Here is an 18,301-nt window from a genome sequence, read left to right on the forward strand (position 1 = left end):
TGACTGCTTCTGAATGAACGATACCACCGCCCCCGTTGTCCTGCGCCTTGACCGCATCACCAAACGCTTTGGCGCGCTGACCGCGAATGATGCCATCAGCTTCGATCTGCGGCAGGGCGAGGTCATCGCGCTGCTGGGTGAAAACGGCGCGGGCAAGACCACGCTGATGAACATTCTTTTCGGCCATTACACACCCGATGAGGGCCGCGTCGAAGTCTTTGGCCAGCCGCTGCCCCCCGGCACCCCGCGTGCGGCGCTGGAGGCCGGGGTGGGCATGGTGCATCAGCACTTCACACTGGCCGACAACATGACCGTGCTGGAGAACATCGTGCTGGGCACCGCGCCGCTCTGGCGGCCTGGGTTCGGCCGCGCCGCCGCACGCCGCCGGATCGACACCTTGATGCAGGACTACGGGCTGCGGGTGGACACGGAGGCGCAGGTCGGCGCGCTCAGCGTCGGCGAACGCCAGCGGGTAGAGATCCTCAAGGCGCTCTACCGCGAGGCGCGGATCCTCATTCTGGATGAACCCACCGCCGTATTGACCCCGCAGGAAACCGACGACCTGTTCGCCACCATGCGCCGGGCGGTGGCGCGGGGGCTGTCGGTGATCTTCATCAGCCACAAGCTGCACGAGGTAACGGCGATCTCATCGCGCGTGGTAGTGCTCCGGCACGGCAGGCTGGTGGCAGAGGCGCGGACCGCCGAAACGGATGCGGCGCGGCTGGCGCAGATGATGGTGGGGGCCGAGGTTGCCGCGCCGCAGGTGAGGCAGGCCAACCCCGGTGCCGTGCGCGTATCGCTGCGCGGCGTGACCACGCCGGACCGGGGCAGCGCACCGGGGCTCAAGGCGGTCGATCTGGACCTGCGGGCGGGCCAGATCACCGGGCTTGCGGGGGTGTCGGGCAACGGGCAGGCGGCGCTGGCGGACCTGCTGGGCGGGCTGATCGCGCCCGCATCGGGCGAATTGCGCCTAGCGGATGCGCCGGTTGCGGGGTGGAGCCCGCGTGCCGCGCTGGCCGCGCGGATCGCCCGCATCCCAGAGGACCGGCACAAAACCGGCACCATCGCGGATTTCGATCTCACGGAAAACGCGGTGCTTGAGCTTTACGCCACGCCGCCCTTTTCCCGGCGGGGCTGGATGAACTGGCGCGCCGCCCGCGATTTCGCGCAGAAGATCATCGCAGGCTACGACGTGCGCTGCCCCGGCCCGGAGACCCGTATCCGCCTGCTGTCGGGCGGCAACATGCAAAAGCTGATCCTGGGCCGCGTGCTGGAAACCGCGCCTGACGTCGTGCTGGCCAACCAGCCGGTGCGGGGGCTCGACATCGGGGCGCTGACCTATGTGCATGAACAGCTGCTGGCCGCGCGGGACCGGGGCGCGGCGGTGCTGCTGATCTCAGAGGATCTGGACGAGGTCACGGCCCTGGCGGATGTGATCCATGTGATCTCCGAAGGGCGGCTGTCGCCCGGTTTCGACCGGGGCGCGCTGAGCCTGGCGGAACTGGGTGTCTGGATGGCGGGCGAGGGGTTTGACCATGCGGCTTGAACCCATCGCCAACCCCGCACTGACCCGCCGTCTGGGCCTGCCCGCGCTGGCGCTGGCGGGGACCGTGGTCATCGCCTCTCTGCTGGCGATGATCGCGGGGGCGCAGCCGTTTTCGGTGCTGGGACTGATCCTCAAGGGCGCCTTCGGGTCGAAATTCGCCACGCTTGAGACGCTGAACCGCGCAACGCCGCTGATCTTTACCGGGCTGGCGGTTGCCACAGCCTTCCGCGCGAAACTGTGGAACATCGGGGCCGAGGCGCAGCTTTACATGGGGGCGGTGATCACCGTGGTGCTGGGCACCGGCGCGCTGGCCTGGCCCTCGGGCGTGCTGCTGCCCTTGATCGGCGTCGCCGCGATGCTGGCGGGGGCGCTGGTGCTGCTGGTGCCGACCTTCCTGAAAACCCGCTTTGGCGTGGACGAGGTGGTGACGACGCTGCTGTTGAATTTCGTGGTGCTGCTCTGGGTCTCCATGCTGCTGGAAGGGCCGCTGAAGGACCCGATGGGGCTGGGCTGGCCCAAGTCCGCCCGGCTGATCGACGAGGCGCGGCTGCCCCGCATCATCGACGGGCTGCGCCTGCATTGGGGCTTCGGCCTTGCGCTGATCTCTGCCGGGTTCGTCTGGGTGATCCAGCGCCGCACCACGCTGGGTTATGAAATGCGCGCCGTGGGCCTGAACGCCGAAGCGGCACGGTTCGCCGGTATCCCGGTCAATGCGACCCTGATCAAGACCGCGCTGATGTCGGGGGGGCTGGCGGCACTTGCCGGGTTTTCCGAGGTTTCGGGGCTGAAGGGCAGCCTCACTTTGGATATCTCGCCCGGCTTTGGCTACACTGGCATCATCGTCGCCATGCTGGCGCTGCTGAACCCGCTGGGGGTGGTGGTGGCGGCGCTGTTCGTCGCGGGCATCTTTGTCGGCGCCGACAGCATGAGCCGCGCGGCGGGCGTGCCGACCTACCTGGCCGACATCATGCTGGCGGTGGCGCTGCTGTTGATGGTGCTGGCGATCATGCTGACGAGATTCAGGGTGAGGCGCGGCTGATGGACATTCTCGAAATTCTCATCTCTGCCAGCTTCTGGACCGCCGCGATCCGCATCGCATCGCCGCTGATCTTTGCCGCCCTGGGCGAGCTGATCTGCGAACGGGCAGGGGTGCTGAACCTCGGGATCGAGGGGATCATGGTGGTCGGTGCCTTTGCCGGTTGGCTGACGGTCTATCTGGGCGGGGGGCTGTGGTTCGGCGTCTGCGTGGCGATGTTGTCGGGCATGGCCTTCGGCCTGTTGCACGGGGTGCTTTGCGTGCCCTTCGGGCTGTCGCAACATGTGGTGGGGTTGGGCATTACGCTGTTGGCGACCTCGCTGACCTACTATTGCTACCGTCTGGCCCTGCCGGAGGTCACGTCACCGCCCAAGATCGACGCCTTTCAGCCGTGGGAGGTGCCGCTGCTGTCCGACATTCCCGTCCTCGGTCAGGCGCTGTTCCACCAGACGCCGCTGACCTATCTGGCCTTCGCGCTGGCGGCGGTGGTGTCGGTCACGCTGTATCGCACGCCCCTTGGTCTTGCGCTGCGTGCGGCGGGCGAAAACCCGGCGGCGGTGGAGGCGCAGGGGCTGAGTGTCAGCGCGATCCGCATCGGTGCTGTGATGGTGGGCAGCGGGTTGATGGCGGTGGGCGGGGCGTTCCTGACGATGAGCGCCTTCAACTCGTTCTTCTTCGAAATGGTCAACGGGCGCGGCTGGATCTGCATCGCGCTGGTGGTTTTCGGGTCGTGGAAGCCGGGCAAGACGCTGTTGGGCGCGATCCTGTTCGCGGCTTTCGACGCGCTCCAGATCAGGTTGCAGCAGACACCGCTGGGGGCGGGGATCCCATACCAGTATTTCCTGATGGCGCCCTATATCCTGTCGATCCTCGCGCTGGTCGTGATGTCGCGCCGCGCACAGGTGCCAGCGGCGCTGATGGTGCCCTTCAACAAGGGGGAACGGTAGTGATCTTCCGTCCGGCCGCAGGCCGGACAGCCCCCGACCGCCCCCATGGGCGGGGGCTTCACCCCCACCCGCGGCCGGGGGCCGTCCTTCGCGCTAACTCGAGACCGGTAAAGTAGAAAGATTTCAATGTTCGACATCATCATCAAGGGCGGCACTTTGCCGGACGGACGCGTCGCCGACATCGGCATCGCGGGCGACCGGATCACCGCCATCGGCACGCTGGACACGCAAGCGGGCGAAGTCATCGACGCGACCGGCGATCTCGTCTGCCCGCCCTTTGTCGATCCGCATTTCCACATGGACGCCACGCTCAGCTACGGCACCCCGCGCATCAACGCCTCGGGCACGCTGCTCGAAGGGATCGGCCTCTGGGGGGAACTCAAGGGCGTGATGACGCAGCAGGACGTCTTCGACCGCGCGCTTGAGTATTGCGACTGGGCGGCTTCGCTGGGCCTGCTGGCGATCCGCAGCCATGTGGACACCTGCGACGACCGGCTGCTGGGGGTCGAGGCGCTGCTGGAGGTCCGCAAAGCGGTCAGCGGCTACATCGACCTGCAACTGGTCGCCTTCCCGCAGGACGGACTCTACCGCGACCCCACCGCCCTTGCCAACACGATCCGCGCGCTGGACATGGGGGTGGACGTGGTCGGCGGCATCCCGCATTTCGAACGCACCATGGCGGATGGCGCGCGGTCGGTCACGACCCTGTGCGAAATCGCCGCCGAACGCGGGCTGATGGTGGACCTGCATTGCGACGAAACCGATGACCCGCATTCGCGCCATATCGAGACGCTGGCGTTTGAGACCCGGCGGCTGGGGCTTCAGGGGCGGGTCGCGGGGTCGCATCTGACTTCGATGCATTCGATGGACAATTACTATGTCTCCAAACTGCTGCCCCTGATCGCCGAGGCAGAGGTCGCCGCGATTCCGAACCCGCTGATCAACATCATGCTTCAGGGCCGCCATGACACATTCCCGAAACGGCGCGGGCTGACGCGGGTAAAGGAGATGCAGGCGCATGGCATCGCCGTGGGCTGGGGGCAGGATTGCGTGATGGACCCGTGGTATTCGATGGGCACGGGCGACATGCTGGACGTGGCCTTCATGGGGCAGCACGTCGCGCAGATGAGCAGCCCCGAAGAGATGCGGCGCTGTTTCGATATGGTGACAGAGGTCAACGCCCGGATCATGGGCCTGCAGGATTATGGGCTGCACGAGGGCGCGCAGGCCTCGCTCGTCGTGCTGGACGCGGGCAACCCGATCGAGGCGCTGCGCCTGCGGCCCGATCGTCTGTGCGTGGTGGCGAAAGGCAAGGTGATCTCGCGTCAGGCCCGCAATGACGCGCGGCTGTCGCTGCCGGGACGGCCCGCGTCGGTGCGGCGCAGACACGCCGCGCATACCGGCGCAACGGGCGGGACGTCAGGACAGGGTTAACCACACTCCGCTAGAACCCCGCCTGTCGCGACACCCGCACCCGGCCTGACACCCCGGGCGCATTCGGAGAAACAGAGGCCCGCCATCAACGGGCCACATTGAACCGTTCAACGTGCAGGGCCTGCCCTGTCTCATACCATCCGATCCGGCGGCGCCGCCATTTCAACGGTCCCTACAGATCCACAGACCCGGAGGAGGCAAACAAAGCGCGACCGCTGCGGCGGGCGCCGGTGCCTCTTATCCAACGTACATGGCATTGACCATTAGGCCGAAGCCGCGACGACTGGCTTTGCTCCGCTGTCAGCTGCCGCCACGGCCCTGCTGCCTGCCGCCACAGCCCTGCTGCCTGCAGGTGAAGACATGTCATCATAGACCTGTCATTTTTGACATGTCATGCATGACATGTCTTCCCTCGCGGTACGGCGCGCCAAGCTGCGTCCTCGGGGCCGGGCGCGAACCTCTGGCGCACATCCGTCTCACGGCTGCGATTCCGATTCCGGGCGCTATCCGTTCTGCTGCGCGGCCTGACGGGCCAGCGCAAAGGCCCCCTGCATGGCATTGCCCTGCGGCGCGACCACGTTGCGCACGGTCTCTTCCGGCAGGTAGCCCCGGTAATGCGGCCCCACGCCCCCGGTCAGGCACAGCCTGTCGCCGGGCGAGAAGCCCAGCGCCGCCAGCCCCTTTTCCAGAAAATCGACCGCCCGCGCGATGATCGCCAGCGCCGCGGCATCGCCGTCCTGCGCCGCGGTCAGAACCTCCGGAGCAAGGGTCGCGTAGTCCGTCGGCGTCGCGGTCAGGCAGAATCCGCGCATCCGGTGCAGCCCGCCCATGCTGTCCAGCGTTCGGCGGGTCAACGCGGTATGCGGCTCGATACCGTCGTGGGCCAGCAGGGTGCGTTCCAGCAGCCGGTGTCCCAGCCAGGCCCCCGAGGCCTGATCGGAAATCTGGAAACCCCAGCCCGAGACGGTGCTGACCACGCCGCCGCGCTGGCGCGAGATGAAGGTGCCGGTGCCGATCCCCAGCACATAGCCGTCATGGTCGCCCAGTGCCCCGGCGACGGTGGTTTCCTTGTCGCCGGTGACTTTGCAGCTGCCATAGGGCAGGGCGGCGGCCACCTTGGTCATGGTCTCGGCACTGTTGGCGCCGGCAGCGCCCACATGGCCGGTGATCCGCGCCATCGGTGTCTGGGCGAGGCTCGCGTTCGTCAACGCCTCGGTCACGGCGGCGATGATGTTGGCGATGGCCCCGTCAAAGCTGTTCTCGACATTGGCCGGACCGCCCCGCGCATCGGCCAGAATGCCGCGCGTCACGGTACCCGCAGCAGCGCGGCATCCGGTGCCGCCCGCGTCCACCGCGATCAGTATGGGATCATGCATATGGGTCATGCCGTTTTCTATAGGACACCTGCGCGCCCATTGCAGCGTGAAAATGCGACCTTTGCCCCCGGTTCAGGTGCAACTGCGCCCGGAGCGCGAAGGCTTCTTGGCGGATCTGATGCGTGGCGCTCAATCGGCCACAACCTCCAGATCGCCTCGAAATCTCTCGGCATCCGCGTGCACGAGCGTGGCGGCAGTCTCTTCCGGATGGATGGAGAGGTGGCGTCTGATCAGGGCGAACCCGAGCCCGTAACCGCGCCATGCGGGGTCACTGCCGAAGAACCACCCGGCGTGATCGTAAGCGTCGTCGTACCACGCCGCTGCGGCGTCTCTCGCCGCCTCTGAAAGATCTTGTCCATCGAGCGAAGTTTCCCACATTTCCGGTGGACCGCCGTAGAGCTGCTGCGCAAAGTGGCCCGCCAACCCTTCGGAGACCAGGGCTTCGCCCAATGTGCTGCCATAGCCGGGCCCGCGCCACCGTAGCGCATGGTGGAATTCGTGCACGACCGTTCGCTCCAGAGCTTCGCCCAGATTGTGCGCGCAGTTCGGGTTGCTCGGGTCGAAGGTCAGTTGGATCATGTCTCCGGTAGGTGCATAGCCGACGTGACCCAGATGCGGGATGACCCGACCCGGCCAAACCTGGACGATCACGTCGAGGTCTACCCGCGCCGAAACTGCTTCCGCCTGCGATTGCGCCCGCTCGATCGCCTTGCGGATCGGTGACACGAGACCGTTGAGGTGGCCCGAGGCATTGGCGATATGGATGGCCCATGTCATGGGGAATGAATATCCGGGCCGGGCCCGCCGAACAATCCGCAAAAGCGTCCTTCGCTCAGTCGATGCGGGAAACCGCTCCGTCCTGCAGACCTGCCGTCAGGACATCTTGCAGCCAGACTCAGGAGCAAGCCCAAGCGGACACAGGCTGCGTCGGATCAGGCGTCTGCGCGGCCCGGTGATCGCGGCCAGGAAAGAGCGCAAGCCCCTGATCGCGACCAATGGTATCGTGATCTTGATGCCTTTCGCCCCGTATCTGTCGTTCAAGGCGCAGTCGGGCCGGGGATTGAAGGTTGTAATTCGCGCTTGTTAGCGCTAACGAGAGGGCGAAGACATGACGCAACCAGATGTCCTGCGCCAGGCGGGATGCGCCGTGTCGCGCGGAATGAACCCATCCGAAAGGGGAAGACACATCATGACCACGAAGATCGCAATCAACGGCTTTGGCCGGATCGGGCGCAACGTGCTGCGGGCGCTCCTGGAAAACGGTGCGGAGGGGATAGAGGTTGTGGCGGTCAATGACCTCGCCCCGGCCGAAACGCTGCTGCATCTGCTGAAGTACGATTCCGTCCATGGCCGCCTGACCGAAACGGCGATGCTGGACGGCGACACCCTGAACGTGGGCGCGCATGGCATCCGCCTGACGGCGGAACGTGACCCGGCAAAGCTGCCCTGGGGCGACGTGGACATCGTCTATGAATGCACCGGCATCTTTACCACCCGCGACAAGGCTGCCGCGCATCTCGAAAACGGATCGAAGCGGGTGCTGATCTCGGCCCCCGGCAAGGGGGTGGACCGCACGGTGGTCTATGGGGTCAACCACGGCGATCTGACGGCGGATGACGTGATCGTGTCGAACGCGTCCTGCACCACGAACTGCCTGGCCCCGGTGGCCATGGTGCTGGAGCAGACCTTCGGCATCGAAACCGGCTACATGACCACGATACACGCCTATACCGGCGACCAGCCGACCCATGATGCGCCGCACAAGGACCTGTATCGCGGGCGCGCGGCGGCGGTGTCGATGGTGCCGACCTCCACCGGGGCGGCGGCGGCGATTTCCGAGGTCCTGCCGGGGCTGAAGGGCCGGCTGGAAGGGTCCGCCGTGCGGGTGCCGGTGGCGAATGTGTCGATGGTCGATCTGTGCATCCTGCCGGGACGCAGCGCATCGGTCGAAGAGGTCAACGCCGCGATGGAGAAAGCCGCGAACGGGCCGCTCAAGGGCGTGCTGTCCTACGAGACTGATCCGCTGGTATCGGTGGATTTCAACCATGACCCGCATTCGTCCTGCTTTGCCGCCGCGCAGACCAGCGTGACGCAGGGCGGCATGATCCGCGTGGTCAGCTGGTATGACAACGAATGGGGCTTTTCCAACCGGATGAACGACACCGCCCGCGCCATGGCCGCGCTGCTCTGACCCGGGTGGATCAGAGCGAGGCGGCCGCGCGGCTGGCCTGATCGTATTGCCCCGACATGGTGCGCAGGCTGGCGGCGACCTGGCGCAGTTCGTTGCCGTCCATGTTGATCCGGTTCAGCCCGTCGAGAAAGCAGGTCTCGCGGATCGTGCGGTAGGCCTCGCACAAGGCCGCACCTGTCTCGGAGGTGCGGTAGAACACCTCCTTGCCGCGCTTCTCGGCCACCAGAAGCTCGGACTTCAGCAGCTTTTTCAGCGCGTAGTTGACGGTGTGGGTGTCTTCGATGTTCAGCAGGAAACAGATGTCGGTCAGGCGTTTCTCGCGGCTGCGGTGATTGGTGTTGTGCAGCACCAGGATCTCCAGCGGCGTCATGTCGGCATTGCCCGCCGCCGCCATGCAGCGCGACATCCAGCGTGTGAAGGCATTATAGGCGATGATCATCCCGTATTCGAGTTCCGAGGCTTCCCAGCCCTCGCCCTCGGCGAGGTGGCGGGACGAGACGATGCGGCGGCCCGGCTGGGCCTTGGGCGGCAGGGACATGGCGACTCCTGAGCGGTTTTGGCTGAAACAACGCTAACAAATCGCCAGCGTATTACAACGATTTCCCGCCGCGACCGCAGCCTGCGTACCGCCCGGATGCCGCAGGACCGGGGCACGCCGCTGTGCGGGGGATCAAGGTCAAATTGCAACACCTTGGAAAATGACAGGATTATGGCTTTGCAGGTGGCGGTCTTTTTGCTAGCGGTTGGGTAATAATAATACTGAGGCAGGCAGAACGAGCAATGAAGACGGGCTTTAAGGGCACGTTTGTCATCAGCTGGTCGCAAACAGAAATAGACGGCCTTGATGCCGCGCCGGTGCAAACCCTTTCGGTAGGGGCGGCATGGGCATGGCGGGGGGACGCGCTCCGGGTCGATGGCCCGAACGACGTGTTGCGGCTGGACCAGGCAGACGAAGCGGAAAATCTGCGCAAGCGCGCGGCAAGGATGGTGCGCCGTCTGGTCGGTGCGGCGCTGGAAGAGGGCGACGGCCCGAGACGCGATCCGCGCCGGGCGGACCCGGTGGACAACGGTCCGCTGATGGACAACAGCTTTGTCGTGACCGACGGCGGGCGCAGCTATACCGTGACGCTGATCGAAGTGGGCGGCGGCAGCCAGCCGTTGCTGATGTTCCTTGATGAGATGCCCCCGCGCAACCGCGACCTGTGGATCGTGCATCACACGCTGGGCAGCGCCACCGGCGACGCGGCGTCGGCCAGCGACGGGGGGGTGATCTGTTTCACCCCCGGCACCCGCATCCGCACCCCCGGCGGCCTGACCCTGATCGAGGATCTGCGCGAAGGCGATCTGGTGCAGACAAAGGATGACGGCGCGCAGCCTGTCCGCTGGGTCGGCAGCAGGCGCATGACCGGCGCGCGGCTGTTTGCGATGCCGCGGCTGCGCCCGGTGCGCATTGCCGCGGGTGTGCTGAACCCGGGCCAGCCCGACCGCGACCTGATCGTGTCGCCGCAACACCGGATTCTGGTCAAGGGCGCGGCAGCGCAGGATCTGTTCAACACGCCCGAGGTGCTGGTGACGGCCCGTGATCTGATCAACGGAAAGACCATCACCGTGGACCTGCAGCTGCGCGAAGTCACCTACATCCACATGCTGTTCGATTCGCATCAGGTGATCTGGGCCAACAGCGTCGAGACCGAGAGCTTTCATCCCGCCTCTGCCGCGCTGTCGACGCTGGACGAGGCGGACCGGCGGCGGCTGTTGGCCGAATATCCCGAACTGGAATACGACCCGCATACCTACGGCAGTTTTGCGCGGCGCAATCTGTCGGCGTCCGAGGCGGCGATCCTGAACCACGCGGCCTGAGGGGGCTGTCAGCGCCCCCGCGCTGGTCAGCTGTCCTGCCGCGTCTCGATCAGCGCCTTGACGATGGATTTCGCGCTCTCGCTCGACCAGTCCGCGTCGCCGCGCAGGCGGGCGATCTCGCGGCCCTCGGGGTCGATCAGCACGGTGATCGGCAGGCCGAAGATGCCCATCTGACTGGCCAGCGCCTGTTTGGGGTCCTGGTGACGGGGCAGGCTGGTCACGCCCGCTTCTTCGAAGAACCGCGTGATGCCATCGGGCGAATTGCGCCCCGTGGCGATGGTCAGCACCTCGAAATCCTCGCCGCCAAATTCCTTCTGCAGCGCGTCGAGCTGCGGCATCTCCTTGCGGCAGGGGGCGCACCAGGTGGCCCAGAAGTTCACCAGAACGTATTTGCCCCGGTAATCCGCCAGCGTACCCTGACCCGCGTCATCGGCCAGGTCGAACGGCGCGTCGGAGGTGGCGGTGGGCGCATCGTGCACCACCAGTTTCTTCATGTCGCCGTCGCGCAGGCCCAGAATGTCGGCCCCTGCCGCCAAAGCGGGGTTTGCACCTGTCAACAGGGCCGTATACACGAGGCCAAGCACGAATTTTCTCATCTGTCCCTCCGAGGGTTTGACATGACTGACACGACCTCCAACAAGATGTGGGGTGGCCGATTTGCCGCCGGTCCCGACGCGATCATGGAGGCAATTAATGCCTCGATCTCGTTTGACAAGCGGATGGCGGCACAGGACATCGCAGGGTCGCGCGCCCATGCCGCCATGCTGGCCGCGACGGGCATCATCACTGATAGCGATGCGGATGCGATCCGGGAAGGCTTGCTCACGATCTTGTCAGAGATCGAGGGCGGCAGCTTTGAATTTTCCGCGGCCCTCGAAGACATCCACATGAACGTGGAGGCGCGCCTGAAAGAAGTGATCGGCGAACCCGCGGGCCGCCTGCACACCGGGCGCAGCCGCAACGACCAGGTCGCCACCGACTTCAAGCTGTGGACCCGCGACCAGCTCGACGCCTTCGACGCGGGGCTTGTGGCGCTGATCCGGGCGCTGCTGGGGCAGGCAGAAGCGGGGGCGGATTGGGTCATGCCCGGCTTTACCCATTTGCAGACGGCACAGCCCGTCACATGGGGTCATCACATGATGGCCTATGTAGAGATGTTCGGCCGTGACCTGAGCCGTGTGCGCGACGCCCGCAGACGCATGAATGAAAGCCCGCTGGGCGCGGCGGCGCTGGCGGGCACGTCCTTTCCCATCGACCGCGAGATGACGGCAAAGGCGCTGGGATTCGACCGGCCGGCGGCCAACAGCCTTGACGCCGTCAGCGACCGCGACTTCGCGCTGGAATTCCTGTCCTGCGCCAGCATCTGTGCGGTGCACCTCAGCCGCTTTGCGGAGGAGCTGGTGATCTGGTCCTCGGCGCAGTTCCGTTTCGTGGCGCTGTCGGACCGGTTTTCCACCGGCTCCAGCATCATGCCGCAGAAGAAGAACCCCGATGCGGCAGAGCTGATCCGCGCCAAGGTGGGCCGCATCTTTGGCGCCAATACCGCGCTGATGATGGTGATGAAGGGTCTGCCGCTGGCCTATTCCAAGGACATGCAGGAAGACAAGGAACAGGTGTTCGACGCCGCCGACAACCTGATGCTGGCGCTGGCCGCGATGGAGGGCATGGTGCGCGACATGACCGCGCAGCGCGACAACCTTGCCGCCGCCGCGGGCAGCGGGTTTTCCACCGCCACGGATCTGGCCGACTGGCTGGTGCGGGTGCTGGGCCTGCCGTTCCGCGATGCGCATCACGTGACCGGTGCGCTGGTGGGCATGGCGGAAAAGGCGGGCTGCGACCTGCCGGACCTGACGCTGGAGCAGATGCAGTCGGTGCACCCCGAGATCACGAATGGCGTCTTCGACGTGCTGGGCGTGGAAAACTCCGTCAATTCGCGTATGTCTTATGGCGGGACGGCACCGGCGCAGGTGCGCGACCAGATCGAACGGTGGAAGGAGATACTGGCATGAGGATCCTCCTGGCGCTTCTGAGCCTTGCGGCGCTGGCCGCCTGTGGCGCGGACGGTGAACCGGTGCGGCCCACGGCGAACTCTACCGTGACGCTGTCCAGCAGCGGCATGTACGGCGGCACCAGCGTCGGCATCCGGAAGGGAACTTTCGCCGCATCGCTCGGGCTGGGGCTGTGAGGGGCGTCGCGGTGATTTCCGTCATGGTGCTGCTGGGGGCCTGCGGCCCGACGGAGCCGCAGTACGACGACCCGGCATGGCGCGGCGATACCCGCCAGCAGCCCAGCACGCTGACCCCCGGCGTCAGCATTTCGGGCTATGCGAACATCGGCGTGCGAAAGAGTTTCTGACATGACGGTGTTGCGGATGACATACCTCGCGCTTGCCGTCTGGGGCGCGGTCCACCCGATGTATTATTTCGTCACCTGGTTTCAGGCCAATGGCTGGGACCTGATGGCGATGGTGGAAGCCTGGCATGCCAATGCGGCCAGCAGCGGGCTGGTCTGGGATCTGACCATCGCGGCGATCACGCTGACCCTCTGGATCCTGGCCGAGGTCGCCGTGCGGCGCAACTGGACCGGGCTGATCGCCATCCCGGCGACCTTCTGCATCGGCGTGTCCTGCGGGTTGCCGCTCTATCTCTTCCTGAGGACGGCGCCTGTTCGCTAGGGCGCGTCCGGATATTTGGGACCGAAAAGAACATGGATCATTTTCTCTACCGCGACGGCGCGCTTTTCGCCGAGGATGTCGCCGTGGCCGATATCGCCGCGGCTGTCGGCACGCCGTTCTACGTCTATTCCACCGCGACCCTGCTGCGGCATTTCCGCCTGTTCGACGAGGCGCTCGACGGCATGGACCATCTGGTCTGCTACGCGATGAAGGCCAATTCCAACCAGGCGGTGCTACGCACGCTGGCGCAGGCGGGCGCGGGGATGGACGTGGTGTCGGGCGGTGAATACCACCGCGCCAGGGCGGCGGGCGTGCCGGGCGACCGGATCGTGTTTTCCGGCGTGGGCAAGACCCAGGAGGAGATCCGCACAGCACTTGAGGGCGGCATCCGCCAGTTCAACGTGGAGAGCGAGCCGGAGATGGCGGTGCTGGATGCCACGGCGCGGGCCATGGGCAAGGTCGCGCCGATCACCATCCGCGTGAACCCGGACGTGGATGCGAAAACCCATGCCAAGATCGCCACCGGCAAATCCGAGAACAAATTTGGCATTCCGATCGCCCGCGCGCGCGAGGTCTACCGCATGGCCGCCGCCATGCCGGGGCTTGAGGTCGTGGGCATCGACGTGCACATCGGCTCGCAGCTGACCGATCTGGAACCTTACGCGCTGGCCTATGGCAAGGTGGCGGAATTGACCGAGGCGCTGCGCGCCGACGGCCATGACATCCGGCGGCTGGACCTGGGCGGTGGCCTTGGCATTCCCTACGAGCGCAGCAATGCCGACCCGCCGCTGCCGTCGGACTATGGCGCGCTGGTGAAGCGGACGCTGGGGCATCTGCGCTGCGAGATCGAGATCGAGCCGGGGCGGCTGATCGCGGGCAACGCGGGGCTGATGGTCAGCGCGGTGATCTATGTCAAATCCGGCGAGGGGCGCGATTTTCTGATCCTCGACGGGGCGATGAACGATCTGATCCGCCCGGCGATGTACGATGCCTATCACGATATCATCCCGGTGGTGGAACCCGCAGCGGGCGTGGAGCGTGCGCCCATGGACGTGGTCGGGCCGGTCTGCGAATCCGGCGATACCTTTGCGCGGCAGCGGATGATGCCGCCGCTTGCCGCCGGGGACCTCGTCGCCTTCCGGTCCGCCGGCGCATATGGCGCGGTTATGAGCAGCGAGTACAATTCGCGACCGCTGATCCCGGAAATTCTGGTCAAAGAGGATCAATTCGCGGTTATCCGCCGACGTCCGACCTTTGACGATCTGATAAATCGCGATACCATCCCCGAATGGTTGTGAGGTGATCCGCCTCGGGCCAGGCCGGAGGCAGTTCTTATGAGTACATCCCCAGACGCCGAACGGAATGACGCGCTGTCCAGGCTGCGCTGGCCGCTGCGGCTGACTTGGGCGGGCATGCTGGCCGAGGGGCTGGTACAGGCGCTTTGGCCGCTGATGAGCGTGACATTGCTGGTACTGGCCGCCCTGATGTTCGGGCTTCAGGACATGGTCGGTGTCGAAATCGTCTGGGGCGCCGCCGTGGTGGCAGGGCTGGCCTGGCTGGCGGCATTGATCTATGCGCTGCGCCGGTTCCGGCTGCCCCCTCGGGGGGCGGCGATGGCGCGGCTTGACCGCAGCCTGCCGGGGCGGCCGATACAGGCGCTGCTGGACCATGCGGCGATCGGCCAGAACGATGTGGCCTCCATGGCGGTCTGGCAGGCGCACAAGGCACGCATGGCCGACCGCGCGGCAACCGCCCGTCCGGTGCCTGCGGATCTGCGCGTGTCGCGGCGCGACCCCTATGCCCTGCGCTTTGTCGCGGTGCTGGCCTTTGGCATGGCCCTGCTGTTCGGGTCGGTCCTGAGGGTGGCTTCGGTGGCCGACATGGCACCGGGCGGCGGCGGATTGGCGCAAGGCCCGGTCTGGGAAGGCTGGGCGGAACCCCCGCGCTATACCGGCAAGCCAACGCTCTACCTCAATGATCTGGATGGCGGCCCCCTGAGCCTGCCCGCGGGCACCTTGATCACCCTGCGGTTCTACGGCGACGTGGGCGCGCTGACTTTGGCCGAGACCGTGTCGGGGCGCACCGAAGACGTGCCCGCGGCATCCGACCCGGCACAGGATTTCGCCGTGGTCCAGGACGGCAGCCTGGCCATCGAGGGGCCGGGGGGACGGAGCTGGAATGTGACGATGCTGCCTGACGCGGCGCCCGAGGTGGAGCTTCTGGGCGACCCCGAGGTGTCGGCCCTGGGCGAGATGCGCCTGCCCTTCGCGGCGCGGGACGACTATGGCGTGGAGGCGGGCGAGGCGCGCATCACGCTCGATCTCGCGTCGGTGGATCGGCGCTACGGGCTGACCGTCGACCCCGATCCGAGGCCCGAGGTCGTGGTGCCCCTGCCGACGCCGATTTCGGGCGACCGGGCGGCCTTTGAGGAGAACCTGATCGAGGATTTTTCCAAGCATCCCTGGGCCAACCTGCCGATTGAAATCAGCCTCAGCGTGCTGGATTCCGCGGAACAGATCGGCCAGACCGCGCCCCGCGAGATGATCCTGCCCGGGCGGCGGTTCTTTGACCCCGCCGCCGCGGCGGTGATCGAGATGCGCCGCGACCTCATGTGGTCCAAGTCGAATGCGCCGCGCATGGCGCAGGTGCTGCGGGCCGTGGCCTACCGGCCCGATGACATCTTTCGCTCGGAGGTGACGGCACTGCGGCTGCGCGACGTGATCGACCGGCTGGAGATCCACGCCCGCTATGGGCTGAGCGACGACGTGCAGGAGAACCTGGCGGAGGACATGTGGGATCTGGCCATTGAGCTGGAGGAGGGGGTCTTGGCCGATGCGCTGGAGCGGATGCGCCGCGCGCAGGACCGGCTGAACGAGGCGATCAAGAACGGCGCCAGCAAGGAAGAGATTGCCGAGCTGATGGACGAGCTGCGCCGCGCGACCGAGGAATACCTGCAGCAGTTGCAGCGCCAGCAGGCCCAGCAGAACGAACAGAACGGCGACCAGCAGCAACAGGGCCAGCAGGGCGAGACCATGCAGATGACGCAGGACGACCTGCAGCGCATGATGGACCGGATACAGGAACTGATGGAACAGGGCCGCATGGCCGAGGCCGAAGAGGCACTGCGCCAGCTGCAGGAAATGATGGAGAACATGCGCGTGACCGAGGGCCAGCAGGGTCAGGGCGGCCAGTCACCGGGCGAGCAGGCGATGGAGGGGCTGTCGGAAACCCTGCGCGACCAGCAGGGGCTGAGCGATCAGGCCTTCCGCGACCTGCAGGAGCAATTCAACCCCGGCGCCCAGGCTGGCGAGAGCCAGGGCAACGAGGGCCGCAACGGCGGCCAGGGCCGGGGCGAGAGCCACGAGGGCCAGAACGGGCAGGGTCAGGGACAGGACCAGCAGCAGGGTCAGAACGGGCAGCCGGGCGATCAGGCGCAACCGGGGCAGGGGCCGGAGGGTCTGGCCGAGCGTCAGCAGGCGCTGCGGGACGAGCTGCGCCGCCAGCAGCAGAACCTGCCGGGGCAGGGCACGCCCGAGGGCCGCGCGGCCGGCGAGGCGCTGGACCGTGCGGGAGAAGCGATGGACAACGCCGAAGAGGCGCTGCGCAACAACGACCTGGCGGAGGCCATAGACAACCAGTCTCAGGCGATGGAGGCCCTGCGCGAGGGGATGCGGGCGCTGGGCGAGGCGATGGCACAGCAGGAGCGCGAGCAGCAGCCGGGGCAGGGCAATACCGAACAGGGCGGGCGCGCCAACCGCGACCCGCTTGGCCGCGAGGGTGAAAGCGCGGAGGGCGGGCTGTCGGATGGCGGGCGTCTGGGTGAGGGGCCGGATGCCCGGGAGGAAGCGCGCCGTCTGCTGGACGAGATCCGCCGCCGGTCGGGCGAGACCGAGCGCCCGGAGGTGGAGCGCGATTATCTGAACCGGTTGCTTGACCGGTTTTGACCGGGTTGCCGGGGCGGGCCGGTACGGCGGCCTTGTCCGGTGACACGGGGACCGTTTTCGCGCCGGTTTCTCGTCTTCTCTCAGGCGGTGCTGTGAAGACATGTCATCGCTGTGACAGCGACTGGCGACTGGCCGGTCGATGGGTGCACAGGGACGTTGGCGGAGGCGAGACGCGTGATCAGGCCTCAAAGACCGGGCAAAGAAGACATGTCAAATATGACATGTCTTCTTTGGTGGCGCAGGATGACGGTCGCGCAGGGATGACGGTCTTGCCCTGGGACATTCGTTCACGCGGGCGCAGGGCTCCTTGCCGCGGATAAGGACAGCGGACCGCAGATCCTGCGATGATGCCTGTCAGGCGGCGGACTGGTCCGCCAGCGCGTCCAGCCAGATCAGCAGATCCTGCACCTGTCCATCCAGCCAGACCCGCAGCTGATCGACCCACCCGACATAGCTGCTGAGGTAGGGGTCCACCTGCGGCACGGCACGCGCGATCTGCGGGGCGAAGACGTAGAGCATGACCAGAATTGCCGCCAGGACGATCACCAGCATGAAGCCGCGTCCGAACCCGACGCCGCGCCCGGCGACCGGCAGGTCGGCCTCCTCCTGCGCGATCTGGGGGCCATTGCGCTGATCGTCGCTGCGCAGGGTCGAATTGATTTCTTCGATATCCGGCAGCAGTTCCTTGCGCGAGGTCATGGCGGCGGCGCGGGCTTCCTCTTCGGTCAGGGGTTCCGGTTCGCCGCGCATCCGGGCCATCCGGCGGCGCGCCTCCAGGGCGCGACGCTCGCGGTCGTCCGCGACCGGGGCGGTGTCCAGCCCCAGGTCCGGCTGGCTTTCCAGCGGTTCGGCCTGTTCCTTCCGGCGCGCGCGCGCCTCATGCTCGGCCTCGGCCTCTTGCCGCAGGATGTCGGCCACCGCCGGGTCCAGCTGCCGTGGCGCGGGCTCCGGTGCGGGCCTGGATGGCGGCGGCGGGGGCGCGGTTTCCTCGTCCGGGGCGGGGGCCTCGGGCGGCGGCACCTCGGCATCCTCTTCGGTCGCCTCGACCGGGGCGTTGTCCGGGTGATGCTGAAACCAGGTCTGACCGCAGTTGGAGCATTGCACATCCCGCCCTGCCGCCGGAATCACCTCGTCGGGCACCTCGTATTGTGCGTCGCAGTTCGGACAGGTCAGCCGCATGATGTTCCCGCTGCTCTCAAGAGCCCATTTTCGGGCTGTTAACCATTTCGGACAAGCATAGTAGAAGATTTGCGCAGGAAAAGTGCTATCTCGACCGCAAGTCCGGAAGTGGTG

17 protein-coding genes are annotated in these 18,301 nt (G+C 66.5%); 12 read left to right on the forward strand and 5 right to left on the reverse strand.

Annotated features, from left to right (window positions below):
• Positions 1-13: 13 nt before the first annotated feature.
• The 4 genes from FIU94_RS08805 to FIU94_RS08820 all read left to right on the forward strand — a co-directional run bounded on the left by FIU94_RS08805 (position 14) and on the right by FIU94_RS08820 (position 4,963).
• Positions 14-1,546 carry an ABC transporter ATP-binding protein gene (locus tag FIU94_RS08805; RefSeq protein WP_152465447.1) on the forward strand — a complete coding sequence of 511 codons (1,533 nt, stop codon included), beginning with the start codon at positions 14-16 and terminating at the stop codon, positions 1,544-1,546.
• A complete protein-coding gene (locus FIU94_RS08810) occupies positions 1,536-2,585 on the forward strand; it encodes an ABC transporter permease (protein ID WP_152465448.1) in 1,050 nt (349 codons plus the stop codon). Before FIU94_RS08805 ends, FIU94_RS08810 begins: the two co-directional genes overlap by 11 nt.
• On the forward strand, positions 2,585-3,529 hold the full coding sequence (locus tag FIU94_RS08815; protein ID WP_152465449.1) for an ABC transporter permease: 945 nt from the start codon (positions 2,585-2,587) through the stop codon (positions 3,527-3,529). The genes FIU94_RS08810 and FIU94_RS08815 overlap by 1 nt, the downstream gene beginning before the upstream one ends.
• A gap of 126 nt (positions 3,530-3,655) precedes the next feature.
• On the forward strand, positions 3,656-4,963 hold the full coding sequence (locus FIU94_RS08820) for an amidohydrolase family protein (RefSeq protein ID WP_152465450.1): 1,308 nt from the start codon (positions 3,656-3,658) through the stop codon (positions 4,961-4,963).
• 503 nt (positions 4,964-5,466) lie between these two features.
• Here the strand turns inward: FIU94_RS08820 and FIU94_RS08825 are convergent.
• Positions 5,467-6,348, reverse strand: a complete 882-nt coding sequence (locus FIU94_RS08825; protein ID WP_152465451.1) for a BadF/BadG/BcrA/BcrD ATPase family protein — start codon at positions 6,346-6,348, stop codon at positions 5,467-5,469.
• A 120-nt stretch (positions 6,349-6,468) separates the two neighbouring features.
• Positions 6,469-7,116 (reverse strand): DUF2268 domain-containing putative Zn-dependent protease, encoded by a 648-nt coding sequence (locus FIU94_RS08830; RefSeq protein ID WP_152465452.1) that lies wholly within the window; start codon positions 7,114-7,116, stop codon positions 6,469-6,471.
• A gap of 412 nt (positions 7,117-7,528) precedes the next feature.
• On the opposite strand from FIU94_RS08830, the gene gap reads away from it, so the two are divergent.
• On the forward strand, positions 7,529-8,530 hold the full coding sequence (gap, locus tag FIU94_RS08835; RefSeq protein ID WP_152465453.1) for a type I glyceraldehyde-3-phosphate dehydrogenase: 1,002 nt from the start codon (positions 7,529-7,531) through the stop codon (positions 8,528-8,530).
• 10 nt (positions 8,531-8,540) lie between these two features.
• Here the strand turns inward: gap and FIU94_RS08840 are convergent, their stop codons facing one another.
• The gene (locus FIU94_RS08840; RefSeq protein WP_152465454.1) at positions 8,541-9,068 is read right to left on the reverse strand and encodes a winged helix DNA-binding protein; all 528 of its coding nucleotides are present in this window, start codon (positions 9,066-9,068) and stop codon (positions 8,541-8,543) included.
• A gap of 242 nt (positions 9,069-9,310) precedes the next feature.
• On the opposite strand from FIU94_RS08840, the gene FIU94_RS08845 reads away from it, so the two are divergent.
• Complete coding sequence (locus tag FIU94_RS08845; RefSeq protein ID WP_152465455.1) at positions 9,311-10,390, forward strand: Hint domain-containing protein; 1,080 nt, start codon at positions 9,311-9,313, stop codon at positions 10,388-10,390.
• A 26-nt stretch (positions 10,391-10,416) separates the two neighbouring features.
• Here FIU94_RS08845 and FIU94_RS08850 read toward each other — a convergent pair whose 3' ends face one another.
• Positions 10,417-10,986 (reverse strand): TlpA disulfide reductase family protein, encoded by a 570-nt coding sequence (locus FIU94_RS08850; RefSeq protein ID WP_152465456.1) that lies wholly within the window; start codon positions 10,984-10,986, stop codon positions 10,417-10,419.
• 21 nt (positions 10,987-11,007) lie between these two features.
• Here FIU94_RS08850 and argH point away from each other — a divergent pair, with 21 nt between their 5' ends.
• From argH to FIU94_RS08875, 6 genes are read left to right on the forward strand one after another with little or no spacing between them, the layout of a single operon-like run.
• Positions 11,008-12,399 (forward strand): argininosuccinate lyase, encoded by a 1,392-nt coding sequence (gene argH, locus FIU94_RS08855; RefSeq protein ID WP_152465457.1) that lies wholly within the window; start codon positions 11,008-11,010, stop codon positions 12,397-12,399.
• The gene (locus FIU94_RS08860) at positions 12,396-12,575 is read left to right on the forward strand and encodes a hypothetical protein (RefSeq protein WP_152465458.1); all 180 of its coding nucleotides are present in this window, start codon (positions 12,396-12,398) and stop codon (positions 12,573-12,575) included. The genes argH and FIU94_RS08860 overlap by 4 nt, the downstream gene beginning before the upstream one ends.
• Before the next feature lie 11 nt (positions 12,576-12,586).
• Positions 12,587-12,745: a hypothetical protein gene (locus FIU94_RS20870; RefSeq protein ID WP_172975876.1), complete on the forward strand. Its 159-nt coding sequence runs from the start codon at positions 12,587-12,589 to the stop codon at positions 12,743-12,745.
• Position 12,746: 1 nt separating this feature from the next.
• Positions 12,747-13,064, forward strand: a complete 318-nt coding sequence (locus tag FIU94_RS08865) for a DUF2834 domain-containing protein (protein WP_152465459.1) — start codon at positions 12,747-12,749, stop codon at positions 13,062-13,064.
• A gap of 32 nt (positions 13,065-13,096) precedes the next feature.
• Complete coding sequence (gene lysA, locus FIU94_RS08870; RefSeq protein WP_152465460.1) at positions 13,097-14,362, forward strand: diaminopimelate decarboxylase; 1,266 nt, start codon at positions 13,097-13,099, stop codon at positions 14,360-14,362.
• A 36-nt stretch (positions 14,363-14,398) separates the two neighbouring features.
• On the forward strand, positions 14,399-17,008 hold the full coding sequence (locus tag FIU94_RS08875; protein ID WP_152465461.1) for a TIGR02302 family protein: 2,610 nt from the start codon (positions 14,399-14,401) through the stop codon (positions 17,006-17,008).
• Between the two features lie 354 nt (positions 17,009-17,362).
• Here FIU94_RS08875 and FIU94_RS08880 read toward each other — a convergent pair whose 3' ends face one another.
• Positions 17,363-18,187: a zinc-ribbon domain-containing protein gene (locus tag FIU94_RS08880; RefSeq protein WP_152465462.1), complete on the reverse strand. Its 825-nt coding sequence runs from the start codon at positions 18,185-18,187 to the stop codon at positions 17,363-17,365.
• Positions 18,188-18,301 lie beyond the last annotated feature (114 nt).

The organism is Sulfitobacter sp. THAF37, from assembly GCF_009363555.1.
In the GTDB taxonomy this organism is placed as follows: Bacteria; Pseudomonadota; Alphaproteobacteria; order Rhodobacterales; family Rhodobacteraceae; genus Sulfitobacter.

Bases quoted from the DNA above. Each gene is read 5' to 3' on its own strand.
- FIU94_RS08865 (WP_152465459.1), top strand. From the start codon at position 12,747: ATGACGGTGTTGCGGATGACATACCTCGCGCTTGCCGTCTGGGGCGCG.
- FIU94_RS08880 (WP_152465462.1), bottom strand. From the start codon at position 18,187: ATGCGGCTGACCTGTCCGAACTGCGACGCACAATACGAGGTGCCCGAC.
- FIU94_RS08805 (WP_152465447.1), top strand. From the start codon at position 14: ATGAACGATACCACCGCCCCCGTTGTCCTGCGCCTTGACCGCATCACC.
- gap (WP_152465453.1), top strand. From the start codon at position 7,529: ATGACCACGAAGATCGCAATCAACGGCTTTGGCCGGATCGGGCGCAAC.
- FIU94_RS08820 (WP_152465450.1), top strand. From the start codon at position 3,656: ATGTTCGACATCATCATCAAGGGCGGCACTTTGCCGGACGGACGCGTC.
- FIU94_RS08830 (WP_152465452.1), bottom strand. From the start codon at position 7,116: ATGACATGGGCCATCCATATCGCCAATGCCTCGGGCCACCTCAACGGT.
- lysA (WP_152465460.1), top strand. From the start codon at position 13,097: ATGGATCATTTTCTCTACCGCGACGGCGCGCTTTTCGCCGAGGATGTC.
- FIU94_RS08860 (WP_152465458.1), top strand. From the start codon at position 12,396: ATGAGGATCCTCCTGGCGCTTCTGAGCCTTGCGGCGCTGGCCGCCTGT.
- argH (WP_152465457.1), top strand. From the start codon at position 11,008: ATGACTGACACGACCTCCAACAAGATGTGGGGTGGCCGATTTGCCGCC.
- FIU94_RS08840 (WP_152465454.1), bottom strand. From the start codon at position 9,068: ATGTCCCTGCCGCCCAAGGCCCAGCCGGGCCGCCGCATCGTCTCGTCC.
- FIU94_RS08825 (WP_152465451.1), bottom strand. From the start codon at position 6,348: ATGACCCATATGCATGATCCCATACTGATCGCGGTGGACGCGGGCGGC.
- FIU94_RS08810 (WP_152465448.1), top strand. From the start codon at position 1,536: ATGCGGCTTGAACCCATCGCCAACCCCGCACTGACCCGCCGTCTGGGC.
- FIU94_RS08875 (WP_152465461.1), top strand. From the start codon at position 14,399: ATGAGTACATCCCCAGACGCCGAACGGAATGACGCGCTGTCCAGGCTG.
- FIU94_RS08815 (WP_152465449.1), top strand. From the start codon at position 2,585: ATGGACATTCTCGAAATTCTCATCTCTGCCAGCTTCTGGACCGCCGCG.
- FIU94_RS08845 (WP_152465455.1), top strand. From the start codon at position 9,311: ATGAAGACGGGCTTTAAGGGCACGTTTGTCATCAGCTGGTCGCAAACA.
- FIU94_RS08850 (WP_152465456.1), bottom strand. From the start codon at position 10,986: ATGAGAAAATTCGTGCTTGGCCTCGTGTATACGGCCCTGTTGACAGGT.